Origin of the sequence: Nocardioides alkalitolerans DSM 16699 (assembly GCF_000426525.1) — a bacterium.
GTDB classification, from domain to species: Bacteria; Actinomycetota; Actinomycetes; order Propionibacteriales; family Nocardioidaceae; genus Nocardioides; species Nocardioides alkalitolerans.
In genome coordinates this window covers 169,658-193,402 of the sequence record NZ_KE384533.1, presented here as the reverse complement: position 1 = coordinate 193,402, position 23,745 = coordinate 169,658, and the positions used below count along the sequence as shown (strand labels likewise).

30 protein-coding genes are annotated in these 23,745 nt (G+C 71.1%); 2 read left to right on the top strand and 28 right to left on the bottom strand.

Annotation, left to right across the window (positions count from 1 at the left end; translation table 11 throughout):
- Positions 1-5 precede the first annotated feature (5 nt).
- Positions 6-1,043 carry a hypothetical protein gene (locus tag K329_RS31975; protein ID WP_028474105.1) on the bottom strand — a complete coding sequence of 346 codons (1,038 nt, stop codon included), beginning with the start codon at positions 1,041-1,043 and terminating at the stop codon, positions 6-8.
- 442 nt (positions 1,044-1,485) lie between these two features.
- Positions 1,486-1,761: a DUF3263 domain-containing protein gene (locus K329_RS0117785; protein WP_028474104.1), complete on the bottom strand. Its 276-nt coding sequence runs from the start codon at positions 1,759-1,761 to the stop codon at positions 1,486-1,488.
- A gap of 115 nt (positions 1,762-1,876) precedes the next feature.
- On the opposite strand from K329_RS0117785, the gene K329_RS29800 reads away from it, so the two are divergent.
- Positions 1,877-2,392 carry a DUF2510 domain-containing protein gene (locus K329_RS29800; RefSeq protein WP_052337073.1) on the top strand — a complete coding sequence of 172 codons (516 nt, stop codon included), beginning with the start codon at positions 1,877-1,879 and terminating at the stop codon, positions 2,390-2,392.
- A 1,188-nt stretch (positions 2,393-3,580) separates the two neighbouring features.
- On the opposite strand, the gene K329_RS0117775 is transcribed toward K329_RS29800, so the two are convergent.
- From K329_RS0117775 to K329_RS0117765, 3 genes are read right to left on the bottom strand one after another with little or no spacing between them, the layout of a single operon-like run.
- Positions 3,581-3,916 (bottom strand): hypothetical protein, encoded by a 336-nt coding sequence (locus K329_RS0117775; RefSeq protein WP_028474103.1) that lies wholly within the window; start codon positions 3,914-3,916, stop codon positions 3,581-3,583.
- Entirely contained in the window at positions 3,916-4,722 is an 807-nt protein-coding gene (locus K329_RS27720; protein ID WP_052337072.1) for a hypothetical protein, read from the bottom strand. Before K329_RS27720 ends, K329_RS0117775 begins: the two co-directional genes overlap by 1 nt.
- Positions 4,722-4,931, bottom strand: coding sequence for a hypothetical protein (locus K329_RS0117765; protein ID WP_028474102.1), 210 nt, complete (start codon positions 4,929-4,931; stop codon positions 4,722-4,724). The genes K329_RS27720 and K329_RS0117765 overlap by 1 nt, the downstream gene beginning before the upstream one ends.
- Positions 4,932-5,064: 133 nt before the next feature.
- Here K329_RS0117765 and K329_RS0117760 point away from each other — a divergent pair, with 133 nt between their 5' ends.
- Entirely contained in the window at positions 5,065-6,093 is a 1,029-nt protein-coding gene (locus K329_RS0117760; protein WP_043644135.1) for a hypothetical protein, read from the top strand.
- Positions 6,094-6,102: 9 nt separating this feature from the next.
- Here the strand turns inward: K329_RS0117760 and K329_RS0117755 are convergent, their stop codons facing one another.
- The 23 genes from K329_RS0117755 to K329_RS27675 form a co-directional block, all read right to left on the bottom strand.
- On the bottom strand, positions 6,103-7,971 hold the full coding sequence (locus tag K329_RS0117755; RefSeq protein ID WP_028474100.1) for an SGNH/GDSL hydrolase family protein: 1,869 nt from the start codon (positions 7,969-7,971) through the stop codon (positions 6,103-6,105).
- A gap of 13 nt (positions 7,972-7,984) precedes the next feature.
- The gene (locus K329_RS31970) at positions 7,985-8,701 is read right to left on the bottom strand and encodes a collagen-like domain-containing protein (RefSeq protein ID WP_052337071.1); all 717 of its coding nucleotides are present in this window, start codon (positions 8,699-8,701) and stop codon (positions 7,985-7,987) included.
- A gap of 5 nt (positions 8,702-8,706) precedes the next feature.
- Positions 8,707-9,039, bottom strand: coding sequence for a hypothetical protein (locus tag K329_RS0117745; protein WP_028474099.1), 333 nt, complete (start codon positions 9,037-9,039; stop codon positions 8,707-8,709).
- Positions 9,036-9,449 (bottom strand): hypothetical protein, encoded by a 414-nt coding sequence (locus K329_RS0117740; protein ID WP_028474098.1) that lies wholly within the window; start codon positions 9,447-9,449, stop codon positions 9,036-9,038. Before K329_RS0117740 ends, K329_RS0117745 begins: the two co-directional genes overlap by 4 nt.
- 2 nt (positions 9,450-9,451) lie before the next feature.
- Complete coding sequence (locus tag K329_RS0117735) at positions 9,452-11,698, bottom strand: hypothetical protein (protein ID WP_028474097.1); 2,247 nt, start codon at positions 11,696-11,698, stop codon at positions 9,452-9,454.
- A complete protein-coding gene (locus K329_RS0117730; RefSeq protein WP_028474096.1) occupies positions 11,695-11,889 on the bottom strand; it encodes a hypothetical protein in 195 nt (64 codons plus the stop codon). Before K329_RS0117730 ends, K329_RS0117735 begins: the two co-directional genes overlap by 4 nt.
- The gene (locus tag K329_RS0117725; RefSeq protein ID WP_157571815.1) at positions 11,886-12,659 is read right to left on the bottom strand and encodes a hypothetical protein; all 774 of its coding nucleotides are present in this window, start codon (positions 12,657-12,659) and stop codon (positions 11,886-11,888) included. Before K329_RS0117725 ends, K329_RS0117730 begins: the two co-directional genes overlap by 4 nt.
- Positions 12,656-15,031 carry a phage tail tape measure protein gene (locus K329_RS29790; protein ID WP_084541421.1) on the bottom strand — a complete coding sequence of 792 codons (2,376 nt, stop codon included), beginning with the start codon at positions 15,029-15,031 and terminating at the stop codon, positions 12,656-12,658. Before K329_RS29790 ends, K329_RS0117725 begins: the two co-directional genes overlap by 4 nt.
- Positions 15,021-15,344 carry a hypothetical protein gene (locus K329_RS29785; RefSeq protein WP_028474093.1) on the bottom strand — a complete coding sequence of 108 codons (324 nt, stop codon included), beginning with the start codon at positions 15,342-15,344 and terminating at the stop codon, positions 15,021-15,023. The genes K329_RS29790 and K329_RS29785 overlap by 11 nt, the downstream gene beginning before the upstream one ends.
- Before the next feature lie 80 nt (positions 15,345-15,424).
- Positions 15,425-15,850, bottom strand: coding sequence for a hypothetical protein (locus K329_RS29780; protein WP_028474092.1), 426 nt, complete (start codon positions 15,848-15,850; stop codon positions 15,425-15,427).
- Between the two features lie 3 nt (positions 15,851-15,853).
- Positions 15,854-16,093, bottom strand: a complete 240-nt coding sequence (locus tag K329_RS0117695) for a hypothetical protein (protein WP_028474091.1) — start codon at positions 16,091-16,093, stop codon at positions 15,854-15,856.
- A gap of 155 nt (positions 16,094-16,248) precedes the next feature.
- Entirely contained in the window at positions 16,249-16,815 is a 567-nt protein-coding gene (locus K329_RS0117690; protein WP_028474090.1) for a phage tail tube protein, read from the bottom strand.
- A gap of 62 nt (positions 16,816-16,877) precedes the next feature.
- Positions 16,878-17,093, bottom strand: a complete 216-nt coding sequence (locus K329_RS0117685) for a hypothetical protein (RefSeq protein ID WP_028474089.1) — start codon at positions 17,091-17,093, stop codon at positions 16,878-16,880.
- A complete protein-coding gene (locus tag K329_RS29775) occupies positions 17,090-17,500 on the bottom strand; it encodes a hypothetical protein (protein ID WP_052337069.1) in 411 nt (136 codons plus the stop codon). Before K329_RS29775 ends, K329_RS0117685 begins: the two co-directional genes overlap by 4 nt.
- Positions 17,497-17,769, bottom strand: a complete 273-nt coding sequence (locus K329_RS0117675; RefSeq protein WP_052337068.1) for an HK97 gp10 family phage protein — start codon at positions 17,767-17,769, stop codon at positions 17,497-17,499. Before K329_RS0117675 ends, K329_RS29775 begins: the two co-directional genes overlap by 4 nt.
- A gap of 24 nt (positions 17,770-17,793) precedes the next feature.
- On the bottom strand, positions 17,794-18,159 hold the full coding sequence (locus K329_RS0117670) for a hypothetical protein (RefSeq protein WP_028474087.1): 366 nt from the start codon (positions 18,157-18,159) through the stop codon (positions 17,794-17,796).
- Positions 18,159-18,572: a Gp19/Gp15/Gp42 family protein gene (locus K329_RS0117665; protein WP_028474086.1), complete on the bottom strand. Its 414-nt coding sequence runs from the start codon at positions 18,570-18,572 to the stop codon at positions 18,159-18,161. The genes K329_RS0117670 and K329_RS0117665 overlap by 1 nt, the downstream gene beginning before the upstream one ends.
- A gap of 19 nt (positions 18,573-18,591) precedes the next feature.
- The gene (locus K329_RS0117660; protein ID WP_157571814.1) at positions 18,592-19,137 is read right to left on the bottom strand and encodes a hypothetical protein; all 546 of its coding nucleotides are present in this window, start codon (positions 19,135-19,137) and stop codon (positions 18,592-18,594) included.
- A gap of 2 nt (positions 19,138-19,139) precedes the next feature.
- Positions 19,140-20,171 carry a major capsid protein gene (locus tag K329_RS0117655; RefSeq protein WP_028474084.1) on the bottom strand — a complete coding sequence of 344 codons (1,032 nt, stop codon included), beginning with the start codon at positions 20,169-20,171 and terminating at the stop codon, positions 19,140-19,142.
- A 15-nt stretch (positions 20,172-20,186) separates the two neighbouring features.
- Positions 20,187-20,582, bottom strand: coding sequence for a hypothetical protein (locus K329_RS27690; RefSeq protein ID WP_211225901.1), 396 nt, complete (start codon positions 20,580-20,582; stop codon positions 20,187-20,189).
- A 109-nt stretch (positions 20,583-20,691) separates the two neighbouring features.
- Positions 20,692-21,456 (bottom strand): hypothetical protein, encoded by a 765-nt coding sequence (locus tag K329_RS29770; RefSeq protein ID WP_052337067.1) that lies wholly within the window; start codon positions 21,454-21,456, stop codon positions 20,692-20,694.
- Between the two features lie 75 nt (positions 21,457-21,531).
- Positions 21,532-22,197 (bottom strand): VG15 protein, encoded by a 666-nt coding sequence (locus K329_RS27680; protein WP_052337066.1) that lies wholly within the window; start codon positions 22,195-22,197, stop codon positions 21,532-21,534.
- Positions 22,169-23,740: a phage portal protein gene (locus K329_RS27675; RefSeq protein ID WP_169721613.1), complete on the bottom strand. Its 1,572-nt coding sequence runs from the start codon at positions 23,738-23,740 to the stop codon at positions 22,169-22,171. Before K329_RS27675 ends, K329_RS27680 begins: the two co-directional genes overlap by 29 nt.
- Positions 23,741-23,745 lie beyond the last annotated feature (5 nt).

Sequence of the window (23,745 nt, the reverse complement as noted above, 5' to 3'; positions counted from 1 at the left end):
ACGCCTCAGACGTCGCGGCGGTAGCGCCGTACGGCGGCCATGAACCGCTCCGGGTCGACCAGCGACTTGTCGATGACCACCGGCCCCAGGCTGCGGCGGTGGATCACGAACGACCAGTCCCGGCGTCCCGGCGTGCCGTTCTCCTCCACGTCGAGCTGCACGTTGGTGAGGTCGAAGCTGAACGAGCTGGAGCCGCGCTGGACGCGGAGGATCCCCCGGTCGATCGTCACCCTGGCCGAGCCGGAGCCGGCGCGCACCGCCCAGACGACGAGGGTGAGGACACCCGCGACACCGGCGAGCGCGATGTCGGTGGTGGCCCGCGAGTCGTACGCCGCCCACCCGAGGCCGGCCGTGACGACGATGCCGGCCAGCACGAGCAGGCTCAGCGTGACCTGGCCGATGCGGGACGACCCGAACTCGACCGTCGTGGGCGCCTCGTCGACCGCTGGTGCGGCGGACACGCGTCGGCTCCGCGTCCCGGCGCCGGCCGGAGCCGCGGGCTGCGCGGCGGAGCCGGGCACGTCGGTCGCCGGGGGAGCGACCACTGGGTCCTCGTCGACGTCCACGGCCGCCGCCGCGCGCTGCTGCTCCAGGCTGCGCGCCGCGGCCACGAGCGGAGACGCCGCCGCCGTGGGTGAGAGGTCGGGGGCGGGCGGGGCCGGCTCGGGTGCGGGAGCCGGTGCGGGAGCCGGTGCGGGAGCCGATGCGGGAGCCGGTGCGGGAGCCGGTGCGACGGTCGGGGCGTTCTCGGCGGCGCGGGCCTCGTGGAAGGCGGCGAACACCGACTGCTCCAGGGCACGTGCGGGGGCCACCGTGGGCGCGGCCGGGGCGGCGGGCTCGGCCGCCGGGGAGACCAGGTCGCGGTCGACGGCGGACGGCATGGCGGCGCTGCCGGCGGCGCGGCCGGTGAGCGGCGGACCCTCGGCGCGGTGCGCGGGCTGGTCCCCGGCGGCGTCGGACGCGGTGTCGGAGCCGCGGTTGGTCAACCAGCGGTCCAGGAGGTCGGCCGGTGCCGGCCCGCCGTCGTCCCGTGGGGTGCTCATGACTCCCAAACTACGCTTTGCCGACGCCGTTACGGGCCGTTTCCGGGCCTGTCGGCCTCGTGGAGCAGACCGCTCCACGAGGGCTCGTGAGACCGGGCTCACGGGTTTCCGCGTTCGGCCGACGGCCTCACCACCGCGGTGGCAGACTGCGAGGTGTCGGGGGTGGAGACCCGAGACTCCACCCCCGATCCCGCAGGCCCCGCGTCGCAGTCCCCCGTCGACGCGGGGCCTGCCCGATTTCTCATGAGTAGGCCCTGTGGGACTCGAACCCACAACCAGCGGATTAAAAGGGCGCTGGGGGTCTGCGAGCCGTCCGAAGCCGATGCGAGCGGATCGAGTGTCTGGCCAGGTCAGAACGGGTGCGGTGGGATGTGATGTGCAGTCGATCGAAGCGGCTCGAAATGGCTCGCTGCCCCACGATCTGCCCCACGCCGCGGGGGGCTCAGTCGTCGAAGCCGAGCCGCCGGCGCGCTGAGCGCTGCTTCTGCCGGGCGTCGCGGAGACGGCGTAGTCGGCGCACCAGGAGCGGGTCGTGCTCGAGCGCCTCGGGCCGGTCGATGAGGGCGGTGACGACCTGGTAGTAGCGGACCGCGCTCATGTCGAACTCGGCCCGGATCGCCTCCTCCTTCGCGCCGACGTACTTCCACCACTTGCGCTCGAACTCGAGGATCGCGACGTCGCGCTCGTCGAGCGCTGTGGTCGGGTCGGCATGGGGCATGCCCGCGAGGGTGCCACCGGCCACCGACAGGAACAGTGGGGGCGAACGCAGGACGGCGGACCGGCGACCGTCGTAGCGTGGGCTCGGCGAAGAGTACGAACATCAGGGAGATGAGATGGGTCTGTCGGAGTGGTCTGAGCAGCACAGGCACGACGCGGGGTTCGGCCAGTACCGGATCGTTGGCGACAAGCTGAAGCGTGGGTTCACGTCCTGGCCGATTGCCGAGTGCGCCGCCCAGGTCGACCTGGGCCAGAACATCCAGCCCCGCATCACTGCCACCCGCGTCCTTCTCACCGGTGTCTTCGCGCTCGCGCTGAAGAAGGGCCGCAACAAGGTGTACCTGGCGATCGAGGTCCCCGGCGACGCGATCCTTGTCGAGCTGAAGGCGAAGGACGAGGGCAAGGCCAGGAAGTTCGCCGCGAAGGTGAACGTCGCCGCCGAGCACGCGAGGGGTCGCACGGTGAGCGCCGGCGATGTGGTTGACGCAGTGGTGATCGAGCAGGTCGAGCAGCCCGCCGCGCTCAGCGCCCCGCCCCCGAGCGTGCCCGCCGGCTGGTACCCCGCAGGTGACGTCCAGCGGTACTGGGACGGCGCCGGGTGGACGAACGAGACGGCTCCCCTCGCGCCGTAGTCGTTCGACCGGGGCTTCGCCCGCCACTCGCCGCGACCAGCGGAAGTGTCCCCGGAGCGCTGATGGAGGTCGTACGACGACACTCAGCGGATATCCACATGTTTCTCCCCAGGATGGGGCAGTGTGTGGATTGCGGATGTTGGACGGTGGCGAACGTGGCGTTTGTGCACCTGACGCACGAGGCGGGTCCCGAGGGGTCGGGGCCCGCCTCGTTTTCTTTTGAGACTGGCGGACACGCCGACGATGAGCGTGCTACCGGGAACTGTCGTTGACGGGCATTACCCTCGCCCTAGCCACGTTCAAGGTTGCTTCCCCAGCAACGGTTCCACTGCCCCGTCAACGAAAGGTCCGGTCTCATGAGACACGAGCCCGCCCGCAACCGTCAGGTCCACCACCATGAGCTTCTGCACGCGATGCACTGACGTCGCACTCGCCCCCTCAGCCGGCCCTGGCAACAGGAGCCGGCTACTGCTGGTTGTGCCCACAGTCATTGCACACAACGCGACCTGCGGCGTAACCCGTGATGTCGCCAGCATGGTTCAGGGTGACCGCGGGAGCACCACCGTCGCGGCCCTCGAGGCGGAACCACTCGCCGGCGCACTCGGTGCACCTGCGCGGGTCGTCGCCCGCGGGCGCGGACCGCCAGTCGCTGAGCGACGTCACATTCTGCACAACCACACCATTCCAGACACCTGCAAGGAGTAAGACAGTGACCCGAGCTCATCGCCCCAAGGGGCCTCGTGGAGCATGGAAGACCGGGCAGCGCGTCCCGGTCAGCGGAGACTGGGCCGACCAGTACGGCCTGATCACCCGACACACGGCTGGAGCTACGTTCCCGCCCTGCCTCGACCGGAAGCCCGGCGAGTGCGCGTTCCGGACCTTGGTGAACCAGCTCGCTGCAACGAGCTGACACCGGTTCTTCTCTCAAGATCAACCTCGAGGGCGTCGACTTCGGTCGGCGCCTTCGGGCATTTAGGTGACGGGCTCCACCACGGTGGACCGTGATGCGCGTGTTCCTCGGCGTTCCCCCGAGAGGCAGGGCGGGATAGCCCCCAGAATGCACCGGGTGGGCAAGTGTGTCCACCACCCACGCCGGTGAGTCGCTCGTCACACCTTGACGCGGAAATGCCCCCGCCCTTCGGTCAGGAGGGCGGGGGCGGGGCGGCCGAGCCGTCGACTATGCGTGCCTCAGGTGCGGGAAACGCTGTCCTTCCTCGGCTCCGGGTTGGCGGCGAGCCCGCGCACCAGGCGGTGGCGGCGGAGGAACGTCTCGACCTGGGGGATCGCCATAATGCGCGCGGCCGCGGCCGCGACGCCCACGATGACGGCCGATGCCCCGAGGAGCACTACACGGACGCCCGCCGGCATCGACTCCCCGGCCTCCTCGAGCACGATGCTGACGACCTCGGGCACGACCAGGCCGAGCACGGGCACGACGGCCAGCGCGGTCTGCACGGCGGTGCGGACCGTCGTACGCCAGGGGCGACGGATCTGGGTGGTGTCGCTGGCGCGGTGCTTGGCCATCACGCGCCCACCTTGTCGATCACGGCGTCGAGCTCGCCTGCGATGCGCTCGAGGTCGGCGCGCACGGACGGGTCGCTGCTCTGCTCGAGCGCGGCGTCGACCTGGGCTCGGAGCGCGACGAGGCTGGCGCCCTGGCCCTCGACCCCCTTCATCAGGTAGCCGATCCAGCGGCTCATGTTGGGGATGGCCTTCGCGACCCCGGCCACCAGGCCGTGGATCTTCTCGACCGCGCCCTGGGTGGTGAGCACCCGGGCGTCGGTGCGCTTCGTCAGGGTCAGGATCTCGTCGAGCTGGTCCTCGTACTTCGACATGTCGTCGTCCTCCTCGGTGGGTGTGTTCTCGAGCTGGGCCTTGGCCCACGTGATGCCCTCGCGCCAGGTGCGGAGCTTGCGCGGCTCGTCGGTCTCGCGGCCGCCGCGGCCGCCCTTGCCGAGGCCGTTGAACCCGGCGAGGTAGGCGGTCACCTGGTAGCGGGCTGGGCCGTTGTGCGCGCAGCCGTTGAGCACCGTGTGGGTGTGGTCGATGTCGAACGCCGGGCGCAGCCGGATCCAGCTGGCGCCGCCCATCTCGCGGGCGAGGTCGACGAGCGCGCGGATGGTCTCGAGCCAGTCGACGGCGCCGCCCTCCTTGTGGGTGCCGGCGGAGGCGGCGGCGCGGCCGGTCATCTGGGTGATGGTGAGGTCGCCGTCGAGGATGCCGCGGTGCTGGGCCAGGCGCTCGAGGACGGGGAGCCACTGCGCGAGGCATGTGCACGCCGTGCGCCCGCCGTAGGACGTGAAGCCGGGGGTGTCCGGGGTGATGGCCATCAGTCGACCCACACGATCTGGGTCGCGCCGCCGTGGCCGTGGATGGCCTCGACGGACTCGACGCCGCGCCAGATGACGGTGGACTGGTGGTCGCCGACGATCCATCGGACGACGGTGGTGCCGTCGCTGAAGACGACACCCTCGGCGACGACGCCGACACCCGAGATGCCGGTGACGTCCTGGTCGCGGTGCAGCTCGAAGCGGCGCATGGCGTACCTCCTGGTGGTGGGACGGGAACGGCCGCCCGGTCGTGCTGGCCGGGCGGCCGTCAGGGGGTGGTGCGGGGTGGGGCATTTGGGCGAAGGTCGGACGGAAGCGGCGGCAGCCATCTACGCTCGCGCGGTGTCAGATATGCCCTTCAGTCAGATGCTCCGGCGAGCGAGCGACGTCATGTCGTTCGCGAGCAACCCGCCCGAGTCGATGGCGGCTCGGCTCGGCGCCGACTTCCCCTACCTCGTCGACATCGCGAACGATGTCCTGACGATGGCCGCCGACTCCGTACCGTCACAGGGCGCGCCCTACGGCGCGCTGCGGCGGCTACCGCTGGAATCGGTCAACCGGGGGCAGGGCGCACTTGAAGACCTCTTCCAGGCGCTGATTCACCAGGAGTCGTCCGACCAGATCGGATCCGTCGTCGTGCCCGTCGTCGAGACGTTGCGGCATGCCGTCATGGTGGCCATCGACGACGCTCAGCGGATGCTGAACGAGGCCGAGTACGGGCGAGAGGCGCTTCAAGAGCTCGTCGGCGGAGCTATCGAGATGCAGGATCGCTACGCCGCCTATCTTCGACTTGAGTCGGCTCGCGCGCGAGCATCCAACGACCGACGCGTGTCCGACGCTCTCGTGTCGCAGGTTCAGGAGTCGCGCGATGCCGTAGAGGAGCAGGACAATCGTCGCGGTGAGCTGGGGTCGCTTGAGCTTGGTCGCCACTACCAGAGGATGGCTGCGCGTGAGCGCCGCACAGCTGACTACCTGCGCATCCTCGCCGTCCTCATCTTCTCGGCTGCAGCCGTAACGGCCGTCGTTCAGGAAGGAGCGGGCATCGCGTCGAGCTGGCAGCAGGCGCTAGGCCATCTGCCCTACGTGCTCGCGCTGCTCGCGCTGTCGAGCTACCTCGTCTCCGAGTCGGGCCGGCACCGCAAGACGTCGCGCTGGGCCGAGACGACGGCCGCCCAGCTGGAGACCGTCGACCTGTTCACCGCCCCGATGGGACCTGATGACACGAGCAAGGTGCGGATGATGCTGGCCGACAAGGTCTTCATCAGCAGCGACCCGGAGGCCGGAGCCGCGGACGTGGCTTCGGCGCTCCCCGCCCCCTCGGCTGCATCGCTCGAGCAGATCGCAGCGATCGTGCGGGCCTCGCGAGGCTGACCCGATCGATCAGGCGTGGGTGCCGACCACAACGGCGAGGCGCCCGACGAGCGCGCTGCGGTTGAGCTGGCTCATGCCCGTGAGTCGCAGGGAGGGCCCCTGGGCGCCGGAGGTGATGCCGTCGGTGCCGATGGTGAAGAACTCGGCGGCGTCGATCGCGCTCATGCCGTCGATGTAGACGCGGTCACCCGTAGCCACTGCCCAGTCGCTGGCCGGGACCGAGGGGGCCTCGGCCGTGACGGAGGCGGCGTTGATGTCGATGACGCGCTGGGCGGCGTTGGCGAGGTCGGTGTTCGCGGTCGCGATGACGCCGATCCGCTTGAACCGCCACGACGCGGTGTCGGCGATGACGCTCTGGGTGACGACGGGCGTCGGGGTCGAGGGCACGGCGATCGCGGTGCGGCGGCGCCAGACACGCACGGTGCCGCGGCCGGCGATCAGGTTCGTGGCCGCGGTGGCGGGCGGGTTGGAGTGCGAGAGCGGCACGCCGGTGTCGGTGATGCGGAGGCGGTCCGCCCCGGGGGTGCCGCGGCTGCCGGTGTAGCGGAAGGTGGTGCCGTCGGGCATCTCGATGAGGTCGTTGCGCTGAATGTTCGCCGAGGCGGCGTGGCTGTAGTTGAAGTCGACGTAGCGGTTCTGGGAGGGCACGGCCTCGCCGCCGGCGCTGCCGACGTAGAGCCCGCTGGCGACCAGCACGTAGCGGCTGGTGTCCTCGACCTCTCGTCCGTAGATGGTCCAGGGGGCGTAGGGCGACGCCAGCCGGGCGGCGGCCGCGCGGCCCGTGCTGTAGGCGAGCAGGCGGCCGATGAGCGGCGCGAGTGCGGCGATCTTGGCGTTGTAGCCACCGTTGGAGGGATGGATCTGGTCGGCCATGTAGGGCGAGGTCGCCAGCGCAACGGTCCCGAAGACCTCCTCCTGGGTGTCGTGCACGAGCACGTCGGGCCACTGCGCGATGAGCGAGAGGTAGGCGTCGCGCAGGATCGCGGAGCACTCCTGGGGGTTGCCGTTGACGACGTAGCCGGCGCCGCCGACGTCGGTGGTCGTGAAGCTGTTCGGCATCGACGCGATGATCGGCACGCCGGGGCACGCCTTGCGGATCGCGTTGAAGCCAGTCACGAGGATCGCGCGCAGCCACGTGACGTCCTCGGTGTGGGTGGTGAGGACCCGCTGGCGGACGTCGTTGATGCCGGGGCCAGCGATGATCAGGTCCGGGGCGGCAGCGGCCAGGAGAGCCATGTTCGCGGCGTTCGTGATCACGGCCGTGGTCGCGCCGTTGCGGCCGTGGTTGAGCACGCCGGCGTCGACCATGCCCTCGAGCAGGCCGCCCGGGGTGATGTGCGCCTTCACCGCGTTGTGGAGGCCGAGGCCCGACGCGCCGCTGTCGTAGGTCGAGTCCCCGACGAGCCCGATCTTCGCGAGGAGCGGACTCTCCCGTAGGCGCCGAAGCCACGGTGCGAGGACGGAGACGTGCGTCATCGCCTGCGTTGCTACGGCTCCACCGAGGGCGGCCTTCGTGAGCGGGCCCTCGTTGATGCGCTGGGCGGTCTCGGCGTCCGAACCCCCGGGGGCTCCGGGCGCACCGACCGGGCCGGCGGGTCCCTCGTTGACGCGGTAGAGGTACGGCTCGGCGATGCCCGACACCTTGAGCCACGCGAGCTTGACCTCGTCGGGCCAGTAGTGCGGCGGGATCAGACCCTCCGAGCCGAGGCGCACCGACGTGACGGGGTCGCCGTCGAGCGTGAGGAGGTCGGTCAGCTGGACGGTGGGGTCGTCGAAGGACCACCACGTGGCGACGGCCGGGCCGACGTTGCGCTGGCCGCCGCTGGTGTAGGTGCCGACGTGGTCCGCGGGGGTGCCGCCGACGAGGGGTCGCGTCATGGTCTGTGTCTCCTCAGGGCAGGACCGGGTCGAGGCCCGGCGGGTCGGTGGGGTCGGGCTCCGGCTCGGGCTCGACCGGCGTGCTGCACGTGACGGTCTGGGTGGTGCCGTCGGTGTAGGTGAACGTGAACGTGGTGCCGGGCGTGAGGCCCTCGCAGATGACGGAGGCGATGCCGTTCCCTGCCGGCCCGGTGGCCCCGGGGGAACCGGCCGCGCCGGGCTCTCCCTGCGGCCCTGCGGGGCCAGGAGCGCCCTGAGGTCCCGTCGCCCCGGTCGACCCGGGCGGGCCCGTGACAGAAGCGCCCGGCTCGCCGGCTGCACCGCTGGATCCGGGCTCTCCGGTGGCGCCCGTTGCTCCCGGCGCACCGTCCTCGCCGTCTTCGCCGTTCTCGCCGTCAGCACCAGGTGCACCCCGCGGGCCGGGCTGCCCTGCGGCACCGGGGGCGCCTGGCGTCGACGTCGTCGTGGGCGTGGCCACGGGCTGCTCGCCGACGGACTCGAGGCGGCGGTTCGCCTCGACGAGCGCCTCGTCGAGCGCGGTGACGTCGTCACGTAGGTCAGCTCGGTCCGCGAGCGATTCGCGATCGCGGTCTTCGAGCTTCTCGGCGTTGTGCGCCTGGACCGCGACGGTCCAGACAAGCCACGCCAGGACGACGACGAACACGACACCGGCGAGCAGCCACGCCCGAGCAACGGTGCGGTGAGAGGGGATCGGGATGCGTGCCTTCATCGTGCTCACCTCGCGAGCAGGTTGGCGACGGCGACGACGATGGTCACCATGACGGTGATGGTCAGGCCAGCGCCCCACAACAGGACCTGGCGGCGGAAGCCGGCGTCGGACTTGCGGGCCTCGACCAGCTCCGCGATGTCCTTCTCGAGGTCGCGTCGGGCGGCCTTGTCGGCGGCACGCTCCGCGTCGTACACGTCGCGGCGCACGTAGGTGCGCTCGTTGACGCGGCGGTCTTCGCGGATCTCGCCGGTCAGGGCCTCGAGCTGCTGGGTGAGGCGCGCGAAGACCTCTTCCATGCGGCGCACGAGCTCGCCGTTGGTCGGCGCCTCGGTGCTCACGCGGTGGCCCAGGTGAGGGCGACGTGCATCGTGTTGCCGGTCGCTGCGGAGAGCCGGAACAGCACGTCGCCGTTGGGGCGCACGAGCAGCTGGTAGGTGGTGTTCGTGCCGAACGCCGTTCCTACGATCGTGCCGGCCTCGGACTGTGGGGCGAAGCCGGGCGGGAGGGTGCCGATGACGACGGACCCGGCGGCGGGCTGGCCCTGGCGCTGCACGCCGCCTGTGAGCACCACGAGGGGACCGACCTTGGTCAGGATCAGCGTGTTCGCGAACGGGTCCGCGAGCGCGATGGTCTCTCGCTTGGGGGTGAGGTAGTCGTCGACCGACTCGGCCGTCTCCTTGATGGACTCCGTGACGTCGATCGGGTCGTCGTCGTCGGGGAACGCGATGCCCAGGGGGGTGTTGCCCATCGTCAGGCTCCTGTCGAAAGAGGGTCGTCGGTGAGGTCGGCGTAGGTGCGGCCGGCCCAGTGGGCCTTGAGGTCGGCGTAGGAGCGGCCGACCCATGCCTCGCGCAGGTCGCGGTAGGTGGGCACGAGCCACACGACGTCGAGCTGCTGGGTGACGCTGCCGCCGTCACCGCTCATCGCGACCTTCACGATGAGCGCCTTGACCCGCAGCGCCGACCGCTCGTGGAACAGCTCGACGATCTGGCCGATGTCGCGCGACCAGTCGGGCACCACCCGCAGGCTGTTGATCCGGAACATCCGCTCGGCCGAGAGCCGGGCGTAGAGGTGGTCCGCGATCGCCTCGGCGTCCTCGGCGCGCTGCACGTGGGAGCCGAGGGACACCTCGAGCTTGTTGGTTGCCAGGTCCTCGGGCACGCCGCGCTCGATGGTGGCGGGCTGGTTCTGGTCCATGCGACCCCAGCCGCGCATCTTCAGGTGCGGGTTGCCCTGGGCGTCGACGGTCCACAGCACCTGTGCGGAGGCGTTGCGGATGGTGACCTCGACCCGGCCGGCGGAGATCCGGCGGGTGGTGATCTGCAGGGCGCCGTCTCCGGGCTGTGGCCCGGAGCCGTCGCGCTCGGGGTTGGCCGACCACGTGGAGAGCTGCTCACCGTAGATGCTCCACATCGGGTACCACGGCACGGCGTTGCTCGGGGAGAACTGGGTGCCGTGCTCGAACCCGAGACGGTCGAGGTCGGCCATGAGGGTGACGGACTTGCCGGGGTCGACGCGGAGCGCCTCGGGTGCCTCCCACAGCACGGGGAACTCGTTGGCGATGGGGGTGACCACGTCGACCGGGGACCACTGAACCACCAGGCGGTCGGCGGTGTCGGCGGGGTCGAGGGTCCATGGGAGGTCCTCGACCTTGCGGCCGACGTCGATCGACTCTCGCACCGGCCCGTTGCCGGCGAGGTAGCCGCGCTCGCGCAGACGCAGGACCCCGTCCCGGTCGCGCCATGCCGCGGCCAGCCACGACGAGGCGACCGCCTGGATGCCCGACCACACGTCGGTGGTGGCCGGCAGGTACGGGGCGACGATGATGCCGCCGAGCTTGTCGATGTCGGCAGTCGGCGGCTTCCACAGCAGCGGGTCCGCGACGGTGGTGACCTGCGCGGCCGCGAACGAGGAGCCGGCGGCCGCCTTGTAGGCCAGGTCGTAGATCCCGTTCGTCACCCCGACCCACGGCTCGACCGCCCATGCCGACCAGGGCGCGGTTGCCGAGGAGCGGGCACGGGCGCGGGACGGGCCGAACGTTCCGATGCTCGAGCGGGGGTTGTCGGAGGGGTCGGGGGTGCCGGTGCGTTCGATCTGCACCTGAACCCGGTCGGGGTAGTCGCCGTTCGCGCCGGGGGTGAACGGCACGGTGACCCACGCCCGGCTGGTGCCGCCTCGGATCGCGAGCTCGCCGGCGTCACGGTCGATGCGGATGTGGACCTGGCCGGTGGGGCCGTACCCGAACCAGCCCTCGACGACGCCGCGCACGTCGAGCGTCCAGAAGAGCGGCTCGTCGCGCATCAGCCGCGGGTCGGACATCGGGATGTAGACGCCCTGGGTGTAGATCCACCCCGACACCCCTAGCTGCACCGCGATGTCGACGAGCCCGGTTGGGCCGAGCGCACCCCGCAATGCGCCCCACCCGGTGGGGACCTCGAACTCGCTGGGGTTGGCGGCGTTCGCTTCCTCCCAGACCGCCCCGTTCATGGGCAGGCTGGTGAGCGCGGACGGCACCGGCGGCGGGGTGGTGTAGTAGCCGAGCTGGCGGGCCAGGACGTCGACGATCCACGCGGGGTCGGCGTGCGCACCGGCCAGGATCGGCAGCAGGTTCTGCTGGCGGCGCCCGGCGTACTGCTTCTCCCGCAGTGGGACGCTGATGCTGGCGCCACCGATCGAGCCTGACTTGGGGCCGACCAGCCACGTATCGAGGGCCATGGTCTCGCCGTCGGAGGCCTCGCCCACGAGCACGGCCTCGCCGCCCGTCTTGATGCGCAGGGCGCCCTTGGCCCATGGCGTGCGGGAGAGGTCGGTGTGCGCGATGGTGAGGTTGCCGCTGCCGATCGAGAGACCGGGGCCGCGCACGGTGCCGGCGACGGCCGCGGCGACGAGCTCGCGCTCGAGGTCCCACGACGTCACGGTCCGCACGCCGAGCGGGGCACCGAGGTCGACCCGGACGATAGGCGTGATCTCGGAGGGTGACGGGTCGGTGAAGCTCACTCGTTGGCCTCCATCCAGCAGCGGGTGCAGCGCGCGGCGTGCCCCCACGGGGTGACGCCGGACTCGCTGAGCAGGGTCACGGGGAACAGCACGACGGTGTCGAAGCCGCAGTCGGGGCACTCGGTGCCGTCGAGCGAGGCAGGAAGCGACACCACGAACCAGCCGAGGGTGACGTGGCGGCCCTCGCTCACCCGACTTCTCGCAGGGTCACGGAGTAGTCAGCGAGCGCCTGCTCCCCGGCGGACATCCGGTGGAGGTTCTCGGCCGGGTCGGACACCGACACGCGGCACGGCGTGCGCTGCCCAGCCATCCACTCCTCGGGGAGCCAGTCCTCGGTGACCTGCAGCCCGGTGGTGCCGGCGAACGCCGTCAGGGTCACGGGTCCGTCGGCGTCGGGGGTGAACGCGACCTCCGCCCGCTGTGCCGCGGTCCCGCCTGGCGCGACGAGCTGGGCGTCGCCGCCCGGCCACGACACCGCGCCGACGACGGTGCCGGCCGGCTCGGTCGACCACAGCGCCGCGAAGGTCGCGACCCCGCCACGGACCATCGTGGTGGCCACCCGGTTGGCGGTGAGCCGGGGCAGCGGCGTGCCGCCAGCGAGGAGCACCGCACCAGTGCCGAGGCAGGCGCGGTTGTCGAGCATATTCGCGACCGCGGCCGCGCGGTCGAGCAGCCACACGTCGTCCGGGAAGTCAGCGGCCAGGGTCAGCGCTGTCACCGATCGCTTCGTCGCCCACTCCCACTGCACGTCCCACGACCGCGGGCCACGGGGCGCCCGCTGGTCCCACGCCACCCCGTCGACCGACACCATCCGCGACACCGCGCGCCCGTTCGTCACGCCTACCCCGGGAGCGATGCCCTCGAGGTGCAGCCACTGACCGAACAGACGCAGCGCGAACGGCGCACCGGTCGGGTTCATCTGGTTCGCGGTCAGGTCCACTGGACCGGGGGTGGTGATCATGACGCCAGGTCCTCCATCGCTCGGTCCTGCTGCATCTGTAGGTAGGCGGCGTCGCGGTCGTTGACCTTGAGCACGTTCGGCCGGGAGTTGATGGCCTCGGCCAGCCGGTCGACCATTCGATCGAGGTCGGCCGAGCTCACGCCGTCGTCTCCGTCGCGACGTCCGCCTGTGGCGCGGTCGGCAAACTCCCCGAGCCGGGGCAGCGGCACGATCGCCTCCGTGCCCGCCTCGCCAGCGATGACCAGGGTCGGCTTCGTGACGAACCCGCCCTCGGCCAGGAGCGGGATGTTGGGTGTGCGGATGGTCCACTCGTCGGGCAGGCCGGGAATCGCGTCGGGGATGTCGATCGTCAGCTCGAAGTTGTTCCACATCCGGATGACCGCGTTGAGCGCGGAGCGGAATGTGTCACCGATCCAGTCCCACATGCCCCGGGCGCCGGCGGCCAGGCGGCCACCGATCCCGCCGAACCAGGCGACCATCTCCACGGCCCGTGCGATCGTGCCGTCCTTGATGCTGACGAAGTAGCCGATGACCATGCCGACGATGACGCCGATGCTGCGGAACACGCCCTTGACAGCCTCGATCTTCTGCCCGATCCACGCGGCCATCGATCCGATGATCTCGACCGTCTTCGCCCGCAGCCAGGACCAGCCGGCGGGGATGTCGTTTCGGAAGAAGTTGACGACCGACATCGCGATGCTGAGCACCTTCGCGAACGCGTTCGTGACGAACTCGCGGAACGTCTCGGAGTTGGTCCACGCGTACACGAAGGCCGCGACCAGTGCGACGATCGCGAGCACGACGAGCCCGATGGGGTTCATCAGCATCACGGCGTTGAGCGCTCCCTGCGCGATGGCCCATGCCTTCGTCACGCCGGTGACGATCATGACGCCGGTCTTCCACGCGTAGAGCGCAACCGTGATGCCGACCAGCCCGGCGGCCACCGCACCGAAGAGCGTGGGGTACCGCTCGGCCAGCCCGGCGATCCAGTCGAACGCTGCGCCGGCGGGCTCCATCGCGCTCATCAGGACGTCGAACGAGACAGACAGTGCGCCGATCACGGCGGCGGCGACGAAGGCGGCCAGCGGCTCGAGGGCCTCGGCGATGGCGACGAACATCGGCACGGCCTTCTCGCCCGCGTCGACCGCGGCGCCACCGAGCTCGAGCACCTTCTCCCCGACGAGCTGGGCCACGGGGAGGATGTCGTCGCGGAAGATGTCGGCGGCGACCGAGACGGCCGGCGCGAGGTTGTCCGTCAGCGAGTTCGCGAGGTCGTTGATGACCGGGAGGGCGTAGCCGCCGACGGCGTCGACGACGCCCTGGGTGATGTGCCGCTTGAACTTCTCGATGTTGGTCGCGGCGTTGTCGCCCAGCGTCTCCCCGAGCGCCTCGGCCGAGCCGGCGAATCCGGCCATGCTCTCGGACCCGCCGGACAGCGAGTTGATGAACTCGGGGATGCCGGCTACCGAGAGGTCCTCGAGCGGGGTGCCGAATAGCGCGATCGCGGCGTTCGCCTTGGTCGCGCCGTCGGGCAGGGAGTTGAACCCCGTGAGGATCTTCTCGAACGCCGCGGACGCGGTGTCGCCGCCGGCGAGGATGTCGTTGGCGATCTGCCCAGCGTCGAGACCGAGGGTGCCCAGCGCGTCCTGCGTCGCCGTCGACATGTCGGTGGCGCGGATCGTGAATTCCTTGATCGCGTCGCCGGCCTTGTCGATGCCGAACATGCCCTTCTCGGCGCCGTCAACGAGGATCGCGAACGCCTGCTCGCCACTGAAACCGAGGGTCGCGAAGAACTGGCCGTACTCGTCACCGGCGTCGAGGATGTCTTCGCGCAGCGCCTTGGGCACACGCTGGCTTGCGGTGGTGATGAGGTCGAACGCCTCGGTGGCGTCCTTCGCCAGACCCGTGGAGATGAGCTGGCCCGCGACTTGAGAGGAACGCGCGACGTCGGTCTCGAACGCCGACGCGAAGTCGAGAGCCGCCGCGGTCACCGACTCGATGTCGGCCGACGACGCGGACGACATCCCCGCGATCGACGACACGACCGCCTCGACTGCGCCGGTGACCTCGCCGAACGACTCCCCGTAGGCGTCGGCGTAGAGGCCGCCGGCGATGCCGCCCAGTCGTTTGGACTCTTCCGGGCTCAGGCCTAGCGCGCCCGCCATCCGGTCGGCGTCTCTCTCCTGTTCGATGGCCTCGAAGATCCCCGCGCCCACCACGGCCGTGCCCGCGAGGATGCCGGCGGCGATGATCTTCCCGAGGTTCTTCGCGACCCGACCCACCGGGCCCGAGGTCTCGGCGTCGAGCGCAGGGCCGAAGCCCTGCGCCGACGGCATCAAAGACACGAACGCGGAAGCGACCTCACCGGCCATCGTCGATCACCTCACCTTTCACGATGTCGTGACCGAAGCCCTTGAGGATTTCCCCGACCTGCTCAGGCGAACGCCCGGCCGCGTCGCCGTGGCGCGAGGTCTGCTTCTGCTTCTTGGGGTCGGGCCACGGGCGGGGGTAGGGGTCGGGCTTCTTCTTGCCGGTCTTGCTGGCGTGCTGCAGGTCGAACAGGTCAGCGGTGACGATGGCCTCACGGGACATCGGGTAGGTCCACTCGTTCGCGGCCGCGAAGGTGTGGGACCCCGGGTCGACCATCAGCTGGTGCACGAGGCGGGCGGCCTCGGTGATGGTCATTGCCTCACCGCCGATCGCGGAGAGCGGCAGAGCGAAGCGGGTGCGCCAGTCGTACTCAACGGCCCCTCGGTGGGCTGCGATCAGACCGAGGAGCCCTTGGATTCCCCCATCCACCGGGCCGCGACCTTGAGCATCTCCTCGGTGGTGAGCGCCTCGAGCGCCGCGCGGGTCTCGGCGGCCATCTCGACCGACTCGATGGTGGCGAACGTCAGCCGCAGCTGGGCCATTCGGTCATCGGGGTTCATGATCGCGGCCTTGGTGATGCCGCCGGGCACTTTGGCTCCGATGTCCTCACCGATCGTGGGCAGCGTGTATGTCTCGCCGTCCAGACCGACGAACGTGGTCACGGCGTTCGTCTTGGTCTGGCGGTCGGTCGGCTGCTTCGCCGCGGCGGGCCGGGCCGTGCGGGGCGCTCGGGGGGAGGTCGTCGTCTTCTTCGCCGGCGCACGTCGCGCGGGCGTATTCTTGGCCGCGGCCTTCTTCGCGGGGTTCTGGGAGACGCCCATGGGTCAGGCCTCCTTCTTCTCGAGGATGGCGACGACGGCGTGGATCGGGAACCCGGCGACGACGCGGCGAGTCTTGAACGGCCCGGAGGTGGGCGCGGGGTCGTCGGGGTGCGAGGCTGCATCCGGGGTGTCCGTCTTCTCGAAGACGACGAGCGCCTCGTCCTGGTGGAACGAGTCGGCGTCGACGTCGACGGTGTAGACCTCGTCCTGGCCGAACTCCTGGTTCGTGGTGATCGTGAACATGCGCGGATCTCCTAGCTGTACGCGGATGAATGAGCGTGCGCGGATGGGGTGGTGCACCCCGACCGACCTCCGCGCGAAGTCGGCCGGGGTGGATGAGGGGCCCGCCCCCACCAGGTAGGCAGCGTCAGCGCCCGGCTCCTGGCAGGGCGGGCGGATCAGGCCGGCGTCTTCAGGCCGGTGTTCCACTGCTTGGCGTTGTAGCCGAGCACCGGGTCGCGCTCGCCCTCGACGGTGACCTCCCAGCCGATGGGGGCTCCGTTCGCGTAGACCTGGTCACCGATCTCGGTGGCGATGCCGTAGGGGATGAAGTCGCGGATGAGCTCGGCCTCGTCGATGACGTCGAGCACCATGCGCTGGTGCTTGCGTGGCTTGCTCGTGTCGATCTCGTAGGAGCCCTCGGTCGCAGTGCTGGTGACCGTGACGCCGAGCACGAACTGGACGACCTCGATCTTGGTCTCCAGCATCACGAGCTTGTAGGTCGGGTTCTCGGTCGGGGCGCTGCGGATCGTCCGCACCGTGGCGCCGTTCTGCCAGCCGGGGATGCGGGTGGCCTCGCCCTGGCTGGGCATCGTGCGGGTCACGCCGGCGTCGCTGATCCAGCCGACGTCCTTGAACGCCGGCGTGATCGCGGACCCGGTGCCAGTGGGCGGGGTCGCGGTGCGGTCGCCCACGGAAACCACGCCGGTGATCGCGACGCGGACCTTGCTGCTGTCGAGAGCCATGACGGCTGCTCCTCTCGGTTGTGGTGGTGGGTGCCGGCGCGGCGGCGGTCGAGCGGGGTGGGTCAGGACAGGGCGGTGCGCAGGTCGTCGCGCGTCTTGCCCTCGAGGTCGTCGTCGGTGAAGCCCTTCTCGCGGGCGAACGCCTGCCACTCGGGGAGGGGCGCGTTGCCCTTGGGGGCGTCGGCCGTGGCCTCGCGCCAGCCCTGGGAGAGGTACATGTCGACGCGGGCCTCGTCGACGTTGATCGTCTGATTGCTGTCGGGATGGGTGAGCTTCACAGCTGCTTTCCTCTCGTGCGGATGGAGATGACCAGGTACCGGAGTGGCACGGCCGATTCGTCGGTGACCTTGCTGGGACCGGACTCGGAGGTCGCCCGGATGACGGGGCCGTGCCCGGGGGCGGCGAGCACGAGCGCCTCGACCATGGCGGCGAGGGCGTTGGCGTCCTCCTTGCGCGGGGACCACACGCGGAACGAGAGGCGGGGGTTGTCGAAGAGCGTCTCCGAGCGGCCGCCGTCGCGGCGCACGATGACCATCCGCGGCTCGCGCGGGTTGGGCACCTCGTCGCTGACCAGCACGTCGGCGGTGAAGGCCTCGGGGCGGACGTCGAGCTGAGCGCGCAGGTACTCGGTGGCCCATAGCACCGCGTCGGGCATGACGACGGTGGGACGCAGAGGCGGGCTCACTCGCCGCCGGCCTCATCGAGCGCGCGGGCCAGGATCCCGGACTGGGTCTCGACCAGATGCGAGTGCGGGGCGGTGCCGACCAGGCGGACCACGGCGCGGTCGGTGGTGTCCTGCCGTAGCTCGAGCCCGTCCTTGAAGTTGCCGGTCTTCACCGGAGCATTGGCGTCGGCGTAGGCCAGCGCCTTCTCCATGCGCGCGGTGAGGTCCTCGCGGACACCGGAGTAGCGGCCCTCGCCGTTGAGCATCCTCTGGATCTCGGCGCTGTTCATGCGGATGCGGGGTGTCGGCAAACCTCAGCCCTCCACGATCTTGAGCTTGATGACCTGCCCGGGCGTCTCGCCGGTGTAGGGATTGCGCCAGGGCGCGGGGGTGCCGTCGACCTCGTAGGTCACGCCGGTGAACTCGCGGCGGATGCGGTCGCCGGCGGCGACGTCGGCGTACGTGAGGTCGTAGATGGTGGGCTGGGTGATGACCCGCTGCTCGTTGTCGGCGGTGACGGGCTCGGCCGAGCCGCCGGGATCGAACCCGACGCGGTGGATCGTGAGCTCGGCGGGCGGGTGCCCCGGGTCGTCCCACACACGTCGGGTGTCGCGCCCGCTGTACGGGTCGGCGTGCCTCTCCGCCCGCAGACGCACGACGGTCTCGCCGAACCAGAACATCAGTAGCAGTCGGGCTGACGGGCCGGGGTGAGGTCGATCGAGAACGCCTTGCGCCGGCGGAAGCCCTCGAACACCGCGACCATCTCGCCGGTGAAGTAGAGCCGGCCGGCGGGGTTGGCGAATGTCTGCGAGCTCGAGAACGGCCCGGTGGTGGTCGACTGCTGGGTGACGCCCGGCATGACGACGCTCATCGCGGTCTGCACCATCTCGAGCACGACGTCCTTCACGGACTCGGGGTCGAGGTGGCGGGGGTCCCCGGCGTCGAGGGCGATCCGGGCATCGACGTCGGGCCAGCGGTTGCGGACCTTGCGGGAGGCCCGGGCGAGCAGCGCGTCGGCGCGGGTCTGCTCCTCGGGGTCGAGGGGGCGCCACGTGTTGGCCAGATCGGTGTGTGTCGCGAACGGTCCAGCCATCGTGGCGCCCCCTCTCCCCTCAGTCCTCGGACGAGTCGTCGTCGTCCGAGTCGGCGTCGTGCAGGTCGACGAGCGTCATCACGTCGTCGCGCTGCGCGTCGTCGGGCACCTCGAGCCCGAGCGACTCGGCGTACGCCTTCCACGCCGGGAGGCCGGAGCCCTTGCCGGAGCGGGGCGGCTCGGAGAGAGCCCCCTCGCCCTTCTCGCCGGCGCCCGGGTCGGTGCCCTGGCCGTCGGCCTCGCCGTCGACCTGGCCGTCACCGTTCTCGCCGTCGGCCTCGCCCTGGGCGTCGCCCTCGGGGTTGGTCTTGGGCTCGGCCGGGGTCTTGGCCGTGGACGACGCTGCGGGCTTGGTGGCCTGCTTCGTCGTCTTCTTCTTCGCCGGCGTGCTCGAGCTCGAGGAGCCCGCGCCGGTGCCGTCTCCGCCGTCCTCGCCGTCGGTGTCGGCCGTGGCCCACACCTTGGGGTTGGTGATCAGCTCCGCGACCTCAGCCGGCGGACGCGAGCCCGCCGGGTAGAAGTCGGTCCCGACCTGGACGGCCTTCGCGAGGGTGCGTGCGGTCACCATCACAGCACCTCCACGGCCATAGCCAGGTCGGGGTTGGCCGCCGTCGGCAGCGCGATCGCGTCGGAGATGGTCTCCGCGATCATGGGCGGCTTGGGGTTGCGGTAGACCCCGACGACCATGCCCGGCTGCTCGGCGTCGCCGATGCCCCAGGCGGGGTCGCTCGAGGTGAGGGTCTGACCCCAGTGCGTGGCACCGAGGGGCGCGCCCTCCTCCTCGTTCGGGTCGACCGGGCTGGGCAGGAAGTACATCTTGTCCTGGTCCAGAACCCGCGTGGTGACGCCGGCGACGTTGACCTTGCGGTCGTAGACGTAGATGGTCGGCAGGCCGGCCGCCTCCCACGTCGTGCGCGCGTCGGCCTGGGTGGCCGGGCGGTTGCCGCCGGAGGCGAGCACCGTGGCGAACTGCCGGAGCTTCGCCATGTTGCGCAGGACCTTCTTCGACACGAGCACGGCGCCGGGATCCTCGCCGTTGTTGCGGTCGTTGTACCCGTCGGACCAGTCCTGGGCCATGCCGAGCAGGTCGGCGTCGGGGTCGGACAGCAGCTCGCTGGCGGTGAACGCCGACTGCGGGGAGCGCCCGAAGTCGTCGTCCATGAAGCCCGGCACGGTGGCCCGACCGGAGTCGATGACCGTGCCGCGCAGGCGCTCGATCGCCCCGACGACCGCGCGGCCGGCGACGCGGCCGGCGTTCTCCAGCGTCGGGAGCGCGCGCTCGTCGGAGATGTTGGCGTTGCGCGCCCGGAGCTGGTTGTACTCGGAGGCCGGGATGTTGCGCCCCAGCGCCGGCAGCTCGAGGGTGATGCGCTTGCCGCCGGGCAGGCTGCCGATGGTCGGCTCGGCGTCGTACGCGCGGAACTCCGCGATCGGCACCAGGCCGTTGTCGTTCTGCACGAACCGCACGACCGTGTCGGGCACGTAGCGGTTCGGCAGCCAGCGGGCGAGCGACCCCTGCTGCGCCTCGTAGTCCTCGATGTAGGCGCGCACGTACCCGGTGAGGGTCGCGGGGTCGATGACGTCAGTCCAGAGACTCATGAGCTAGTCCCCTCCTCAGCGGTAGTTGATGGTCACGGCGGCGCGCTTGGCGGCCGCGACGGGGGCGGTGAACGCGTCGGTGCCCTGCGGCACCTTCGCGGCCTTGACGCGGCCGTGGTCGAGCACCGGGACCGCGAAGTCCTGGGTGCCGACCACGCGCTGGTCGGTGAACAGGTGGCCCGTCAGGACACCTGCGCCGGCGACCGTGGCCTCGGCGGAGGTGTAGGGGACGAGCAGGCCGGCGACCTTGGCCACGGGCGTGCCCGAGGGGATGTACCCGTTGGGGTAGTGGGTGGCCGGGGTGAACGCGCTGATGTCGAGCAGCTCGGTGCGGCAGTTGGCGATGCCGTGGGCCGAGTCGAGCCAGGACGTGTCACCAGCGCCGAAGGTCTCGCGGACGAGACGAGGCATGTGCTTCTCCTTGGTCAGAGAGTGGGTGAGGGAAGTCCGCGACCCGACGGGCCACGTGAGGGCCGCAGGTACCGCCTGCGTGCGGCTGATCGCCCCGGGGCGGGGTCGGTCAGGAGTTGTTGCTCGAGCCGGAGCCCGAGTTCGTGGAGCCGCCGTTGCGACGCGCCTTCTGCTCGGCGTAGGCGTCGCGGCCGGCGGCGACCGAGGCGCTCGGCTTGTCATCGGAGCCGCCCTGGTTCTTGTCGGGGCTGGGGCGGCGGCCCTTGCCGTCGCCGGTGTCGACGAGGTACGGGTCGCTCTCGGCGAGCTTCTCGGCGGCGGCCTTGACCGCGGCCGCGTCGACCACGCCGTTCGTGACGGTGACGCCGGAGAGGTCCATCAGCTTGACCGCGGTGGCCGGGTTGCGGAACTTCGCGGTGGCGGCAGCGACCTCGGCCTTGGCGTTGATGAGGTAGGTGTTGGTCCGCTCGACCGCGGCGTTCTCGCCCTCCTGGCGTGCGGCCTTGACGGCCTTCTCCTGCTCGGTGGCGGTCTCCTCGAGGTGCTTGTCGTACTGCTCGGCCTTCTTCTTCAGGTCGTCGTAGTCGGGGAACTTGCCGCGCTCGCGCTCGAGGCGCTTGCCGAGGACCTTGTCGAGGTCGGCCTGGCTGGTGATCGGGGTGAACTTGTCCTCGTTGTCGGCGCCGCCGTTGTCGCCGCCCTTGTCCTTGCCGCCGTCGTCGCCGTTGTCGTCGCCACCCTTGCCGTCCCCGTCGTCGGGGGCGCCGCCGGCGATCGGGTAGACCGCGCGGCCGTTGGGCAGGTAGCCGACGGGCTTGACGGGCAGGCCGCGGCGGAACGCGTCGAGAGCGGGGGTGAGGTTGTTGGTGCGCATGGGACGTCCTCCGGTGGGAGTGGGCCGACGATGACCCCGTGGTCCCGCGCCGTCGTCGTGCGGCGCGGCGGGTGGTCAGAGGTTGTTCGCGATCCAGTCGCGGGCCCGGGCGTTCGAGGCCTCGCGCTGGGCGTCGGTGGTGCGGTCGGTGCGGGTGGACTTGCGGTAGTCGGCGACGTCGAACACGTCGCCTCGGCCGGACCACTTGGGTGCGGCTCCGCAGTTGCAGTCGTCGTGGGCGCCGAAGTTGACGCCGCGCTGGGTGTAGACCGCGCCGCGGCGCGCGAGCATCACGCAGAAGTCGCAGCCGTTGGTGCGGGCGACGCGCTGCCACCCGCTGGCGCGGGGGTCGGCCAGGCTCGAGCCCATGACGGTCTGTCGGGCCCAGTTCCCCACGCGGCGGGCGACGCCGCCGGCGATGAGCGAGGACATTGCGCTGAGGTCGGTCGAGGTGGTCTCGGCCCATCCGACGAGCGCGGCCGCGCCCGGGTCTCCGAGCTGGGCCGGCGTGGCGGTGAACCGGCCGGCGACGCCGAACTCGAGGCGGAGCTCGTCGTACCAGTCGGCGGCCATCGCGGCCGCGGCCTGCCCGTACTGCAGGATCAGAGCGGGCAGGACGTCGTTGAGGGCTTCGCGCGCCTGGGCAGCGTCGACGAGCTGGGCGAAGAGCGCGTCGATCTCGGTCTGGGCCAGGCCCGTCAGGGCACCGACGTCACGCTGGAGGCTGAACGCCGTCGCCACTGCCGTCGCCTTCGCCGCCCGCGCCGTCGGCCGGTGCGCCGCCGGCCCCGGCCTGGACTCGGTCGATGATCTCGGTCAGCGACGTGCGCCCCTGGGTGCGCAGGCGCTCCTTCTTCACGCGCCGGATCTCGTCGTCGGTGAGTCCGAACTGCTCGAGCGTGAAGTCCCACGTCGGGTCGAGCGCGCCGGCGGTGATCATCTTCACCGCGCGGTCGGCCTGCGCGGCCGGCGGCGGTGCGCCCGGGTCGGTCCACAGCGAGCGGATGATGCCCGCCGGCGGAAGATCGTCGTCGCGCCACAGGCAGATGGTTCGGCCGAGCTCGATGAGGCCCAGGTCGTACTGGCTGTGGCGGCGCCGAGCGCGGCTATTCAGCCGCCGGTCGGCCTTGTCGATCGCGTCGGCCGACGAGGGGTTGTCGGTCGCGAACCCGAGGTGGGTGGCGGGCAGCCCGGTCGCGGCGCTGACCATCTGCGCGAGCGACTTCAGGACCTCGGTGAACGGCTGCGGCGACGCGGCCGAGAACTGCCCCGCGGTGGGGGCCTCGTCCACCTCGTTGAGCGGGGCGACCAGCACACGGCCGAGGAGGACCTCCCACGCCGGCTTCAGGTTGCCCTTCTCGTCGAGGAACATGTCCTCGTTGGCGCCCATCAGGAAGCGCTGGGGCGCGGCGTAGAACTCGCGGGAGACCTCCATGCCAAGCAACGTCCGCATGCCCGACTCGGTGAACGACCGAACGGCGCGGGTGATCTCCGAGCGCCCCGAGGTGCGCGAGGAGCGCGGCCGGTTCAGCAGCACCGCGACGGGGATGCGGTTCATCTCGTGCTCGTCGCGGTCCACGACCAGCAGCCCGCCGCCGTCGCGGCGCTCGGTGGTGATGGTGCTGTCGAGCTCGAACAGGGTCCAGCCGGTGATGCGACCGGTAGAGGCCTTGTTCTCGCGCAGCGCCTCGACCGCGCGCCGCAACCGCGGGGACCAGGTGGCCGTCATCATCGACGGCGACTCCGCCTTGACCAGGACGTCGGGCTCGCCGTCCTCGCCCGTGCCGGTGGAGAGGAACCCGATCCCGTTGATCAGGGAGTCGAGCACGGCCTGGCTGACCTCGATGCCGAGGTGGTTGACGTCGTACGCCTCGCCCAGGCCGAGCGGGTCGCCGGCGCCCGGCTCGCCGTCGGGGTCGTCGACGTCGACGGTCCAGCCTCGCCAGTCGGAGCGCTCGTCGATGACGTCGACGACGATCTCGGGCCAGGCGGTGACGGCCTCGACGTCCTTGAGGTGCGGGGGGATGGAGATGCCGAGGTCGCGGACCCGCTTCGATCCCTCGTAGTACGACTGCTGGCGAGCGTTGACCTTCTGCGCGACCCGCAGCTGGGCGACGAGCCGGTTGCGCTTCTTCTCCTCCGCGTCGCTGAGGCGGTGCAGGCGCAGGTGCGCGGGCGCCGACCCGTCGAACCGGGCAGCACCAGCGCCCGCGCCAGTGCTGGAGCGGGTGTCCGTGCCGGCGCCGGCGGGGGGCGCGGTGAAGGTCGGGATCAGGTCGCTCACGGTGG

Excerpts from the sequence above, each read along its gene's own strand:
- K329_RS31975 (WP_028474105.1), bottom strand. The coding sequence starts at position 1,043 with ATGAGCACCCCACGGGACGACGGCGGGCCGGCACCGGCCGACCTCCTG.
- K329_RS0117785 (WP_028474104.1), bottom strand. The coding sequence starts at position 1,761 with ATGCCCCATGCCGACCCGACCACAGCGCTCGACGAGCGCGACGTCGCG.
- K329_RS29800 (WP_052337073.1), top strand. The coding sequence starts at position 1,877 with ATGGGTCTGTCGGAGTGGTCTGAGCAGCACAGGCACGACGCGGGGTTC.
- K329_RS0117775 (WP_028474103.1), bottom strand. The coding sequence starts at position 3,916 with ATGGCCAAGCACCGCGCCAGCGACACCACCCAGATCCGTCGCCCCTGG.
- K329_RS27720 (WP_052337072.1), bottom strand. The coding sequence starts at position 4,722 with ATGGCCATCACCCCGGACACCCCCGGCTTCACGTCCTACGGCGGGCGC.
- K329_RS0117765 (WP_028474102.1), bottom strand. The coding sequence starts at position 4,931 with ATGCGCCGCTTCGAGCTGCACCGCGACCAGGACGTCACCGGCATCTCG.
- K329_RS0117755 (WP_028474100.1), bottom strand. The coding sequence starts at position 7,971 with ATGACGCGACCCCTCGTCGGCGGCACCCCCGCGGACCACGTCGGCACC.
- K329_RS31970 (WP_052337071.1), bottom strand. The coding sequence starts at position 8,701 with ATGAAGGCACGCATCCCGATCCCCTCTCACCGCACCGTTGCTCGGGCG.
- K329_RS0117740 (WP_028474098.1), bottom strand. The coding sequence starts at position 9,449 with ATGGGCAACACCCCCCTGGGCATCGCGTTCCCCGACGACGACGACCCG.
- K329_RS0117725 (WP_157571815.1), bottom strand. The coding sequence starts at position 12,659 with ATGATCACCACCCCCGGTCCAGTGGACCTGACCGCGAACCAGATGAAC.
- K329_RS29790 (WP_084541421.1), bottom strand. The coding sequence starts at position 15,031 with ATGGCCGGTGAGGTCGCTTCCGCGTTCGTGTCTTTGATGCCGTCGGCG.
- K329_RS29785 (WP_028474093.1), bottom strand. The coding sequence starts at position 15,344 with ATGACCATCACCGAGGCCGCCCGCCTCGTGCACCAGCTGATGGTCGAC.
- K329_RS29780 (WP_028474092.1), bottom strand. The coding sequence starts at position 15,850 with ATGGGCGTCTCCCAGAACCCCGCGAAGAAGGCCGCGGCCAAGAATACG.
- K329_RS0117695 (WP_028474091.1), bottom strand. The coding sequence starts at position 16,093 with ATGTTCACGATCACCACGAACCAGGAGTTCGGCCAGGACGAGGTCTAC.
- K329_RS0117690 (WP_028474090.1), bottom strand. The coding sequence starts at position 16,815 with ATGGCTCTCGACAGCAGCAAGGTCCGCGTCGCGATCACCGGCGTGGTT.
- K329_RS0117675 (WP_052337068.1), bottom strand. The coding sequence starts at position 17,769 with ATGAACAGCGCCGAGATCCAGAGGATGCTCAACGGCGAGGGCCGCTAC.
- K329_RS0117670 (WP_028474087.1), bottom strand. The coding sequence starts at position 18,159 with ATGTTCTGGTTCGGCGAGACCGTCGTGCGTCTGCGGGCGGAGAGGCAC.
- K329_RS0117665 (WP_028474086.1), bottom strand. The coding sequence starts at position 18,572 with ATGGCTGGACCGTTCGCGACACACACCGATCTGGCCAACACGTGGCGC.
- K329_RS0117655 (WP_028474084.1), bottom strand. The coding sequence starts at position 20,171 with ATGAGTCTCTGGACTGACGTCATCGACCCCGCGACCCTCACCGGGTAC.
- K329_RS27690 (WP_211225901.1), bottom strand. The coding sequence starts at position 20,582 with ATGCCTCGTCTCGTCCGCGAGACCTTCGGCGCTGGTGACACGTCCTGG.
- K329_RS29770 (WP_052337067.1), bottom strand. The coding sequence starts at position 21,456 with ATGCGCACCAACAACCTCACCCCCGCTCTCGACGCGTTCCGCCGCGGC.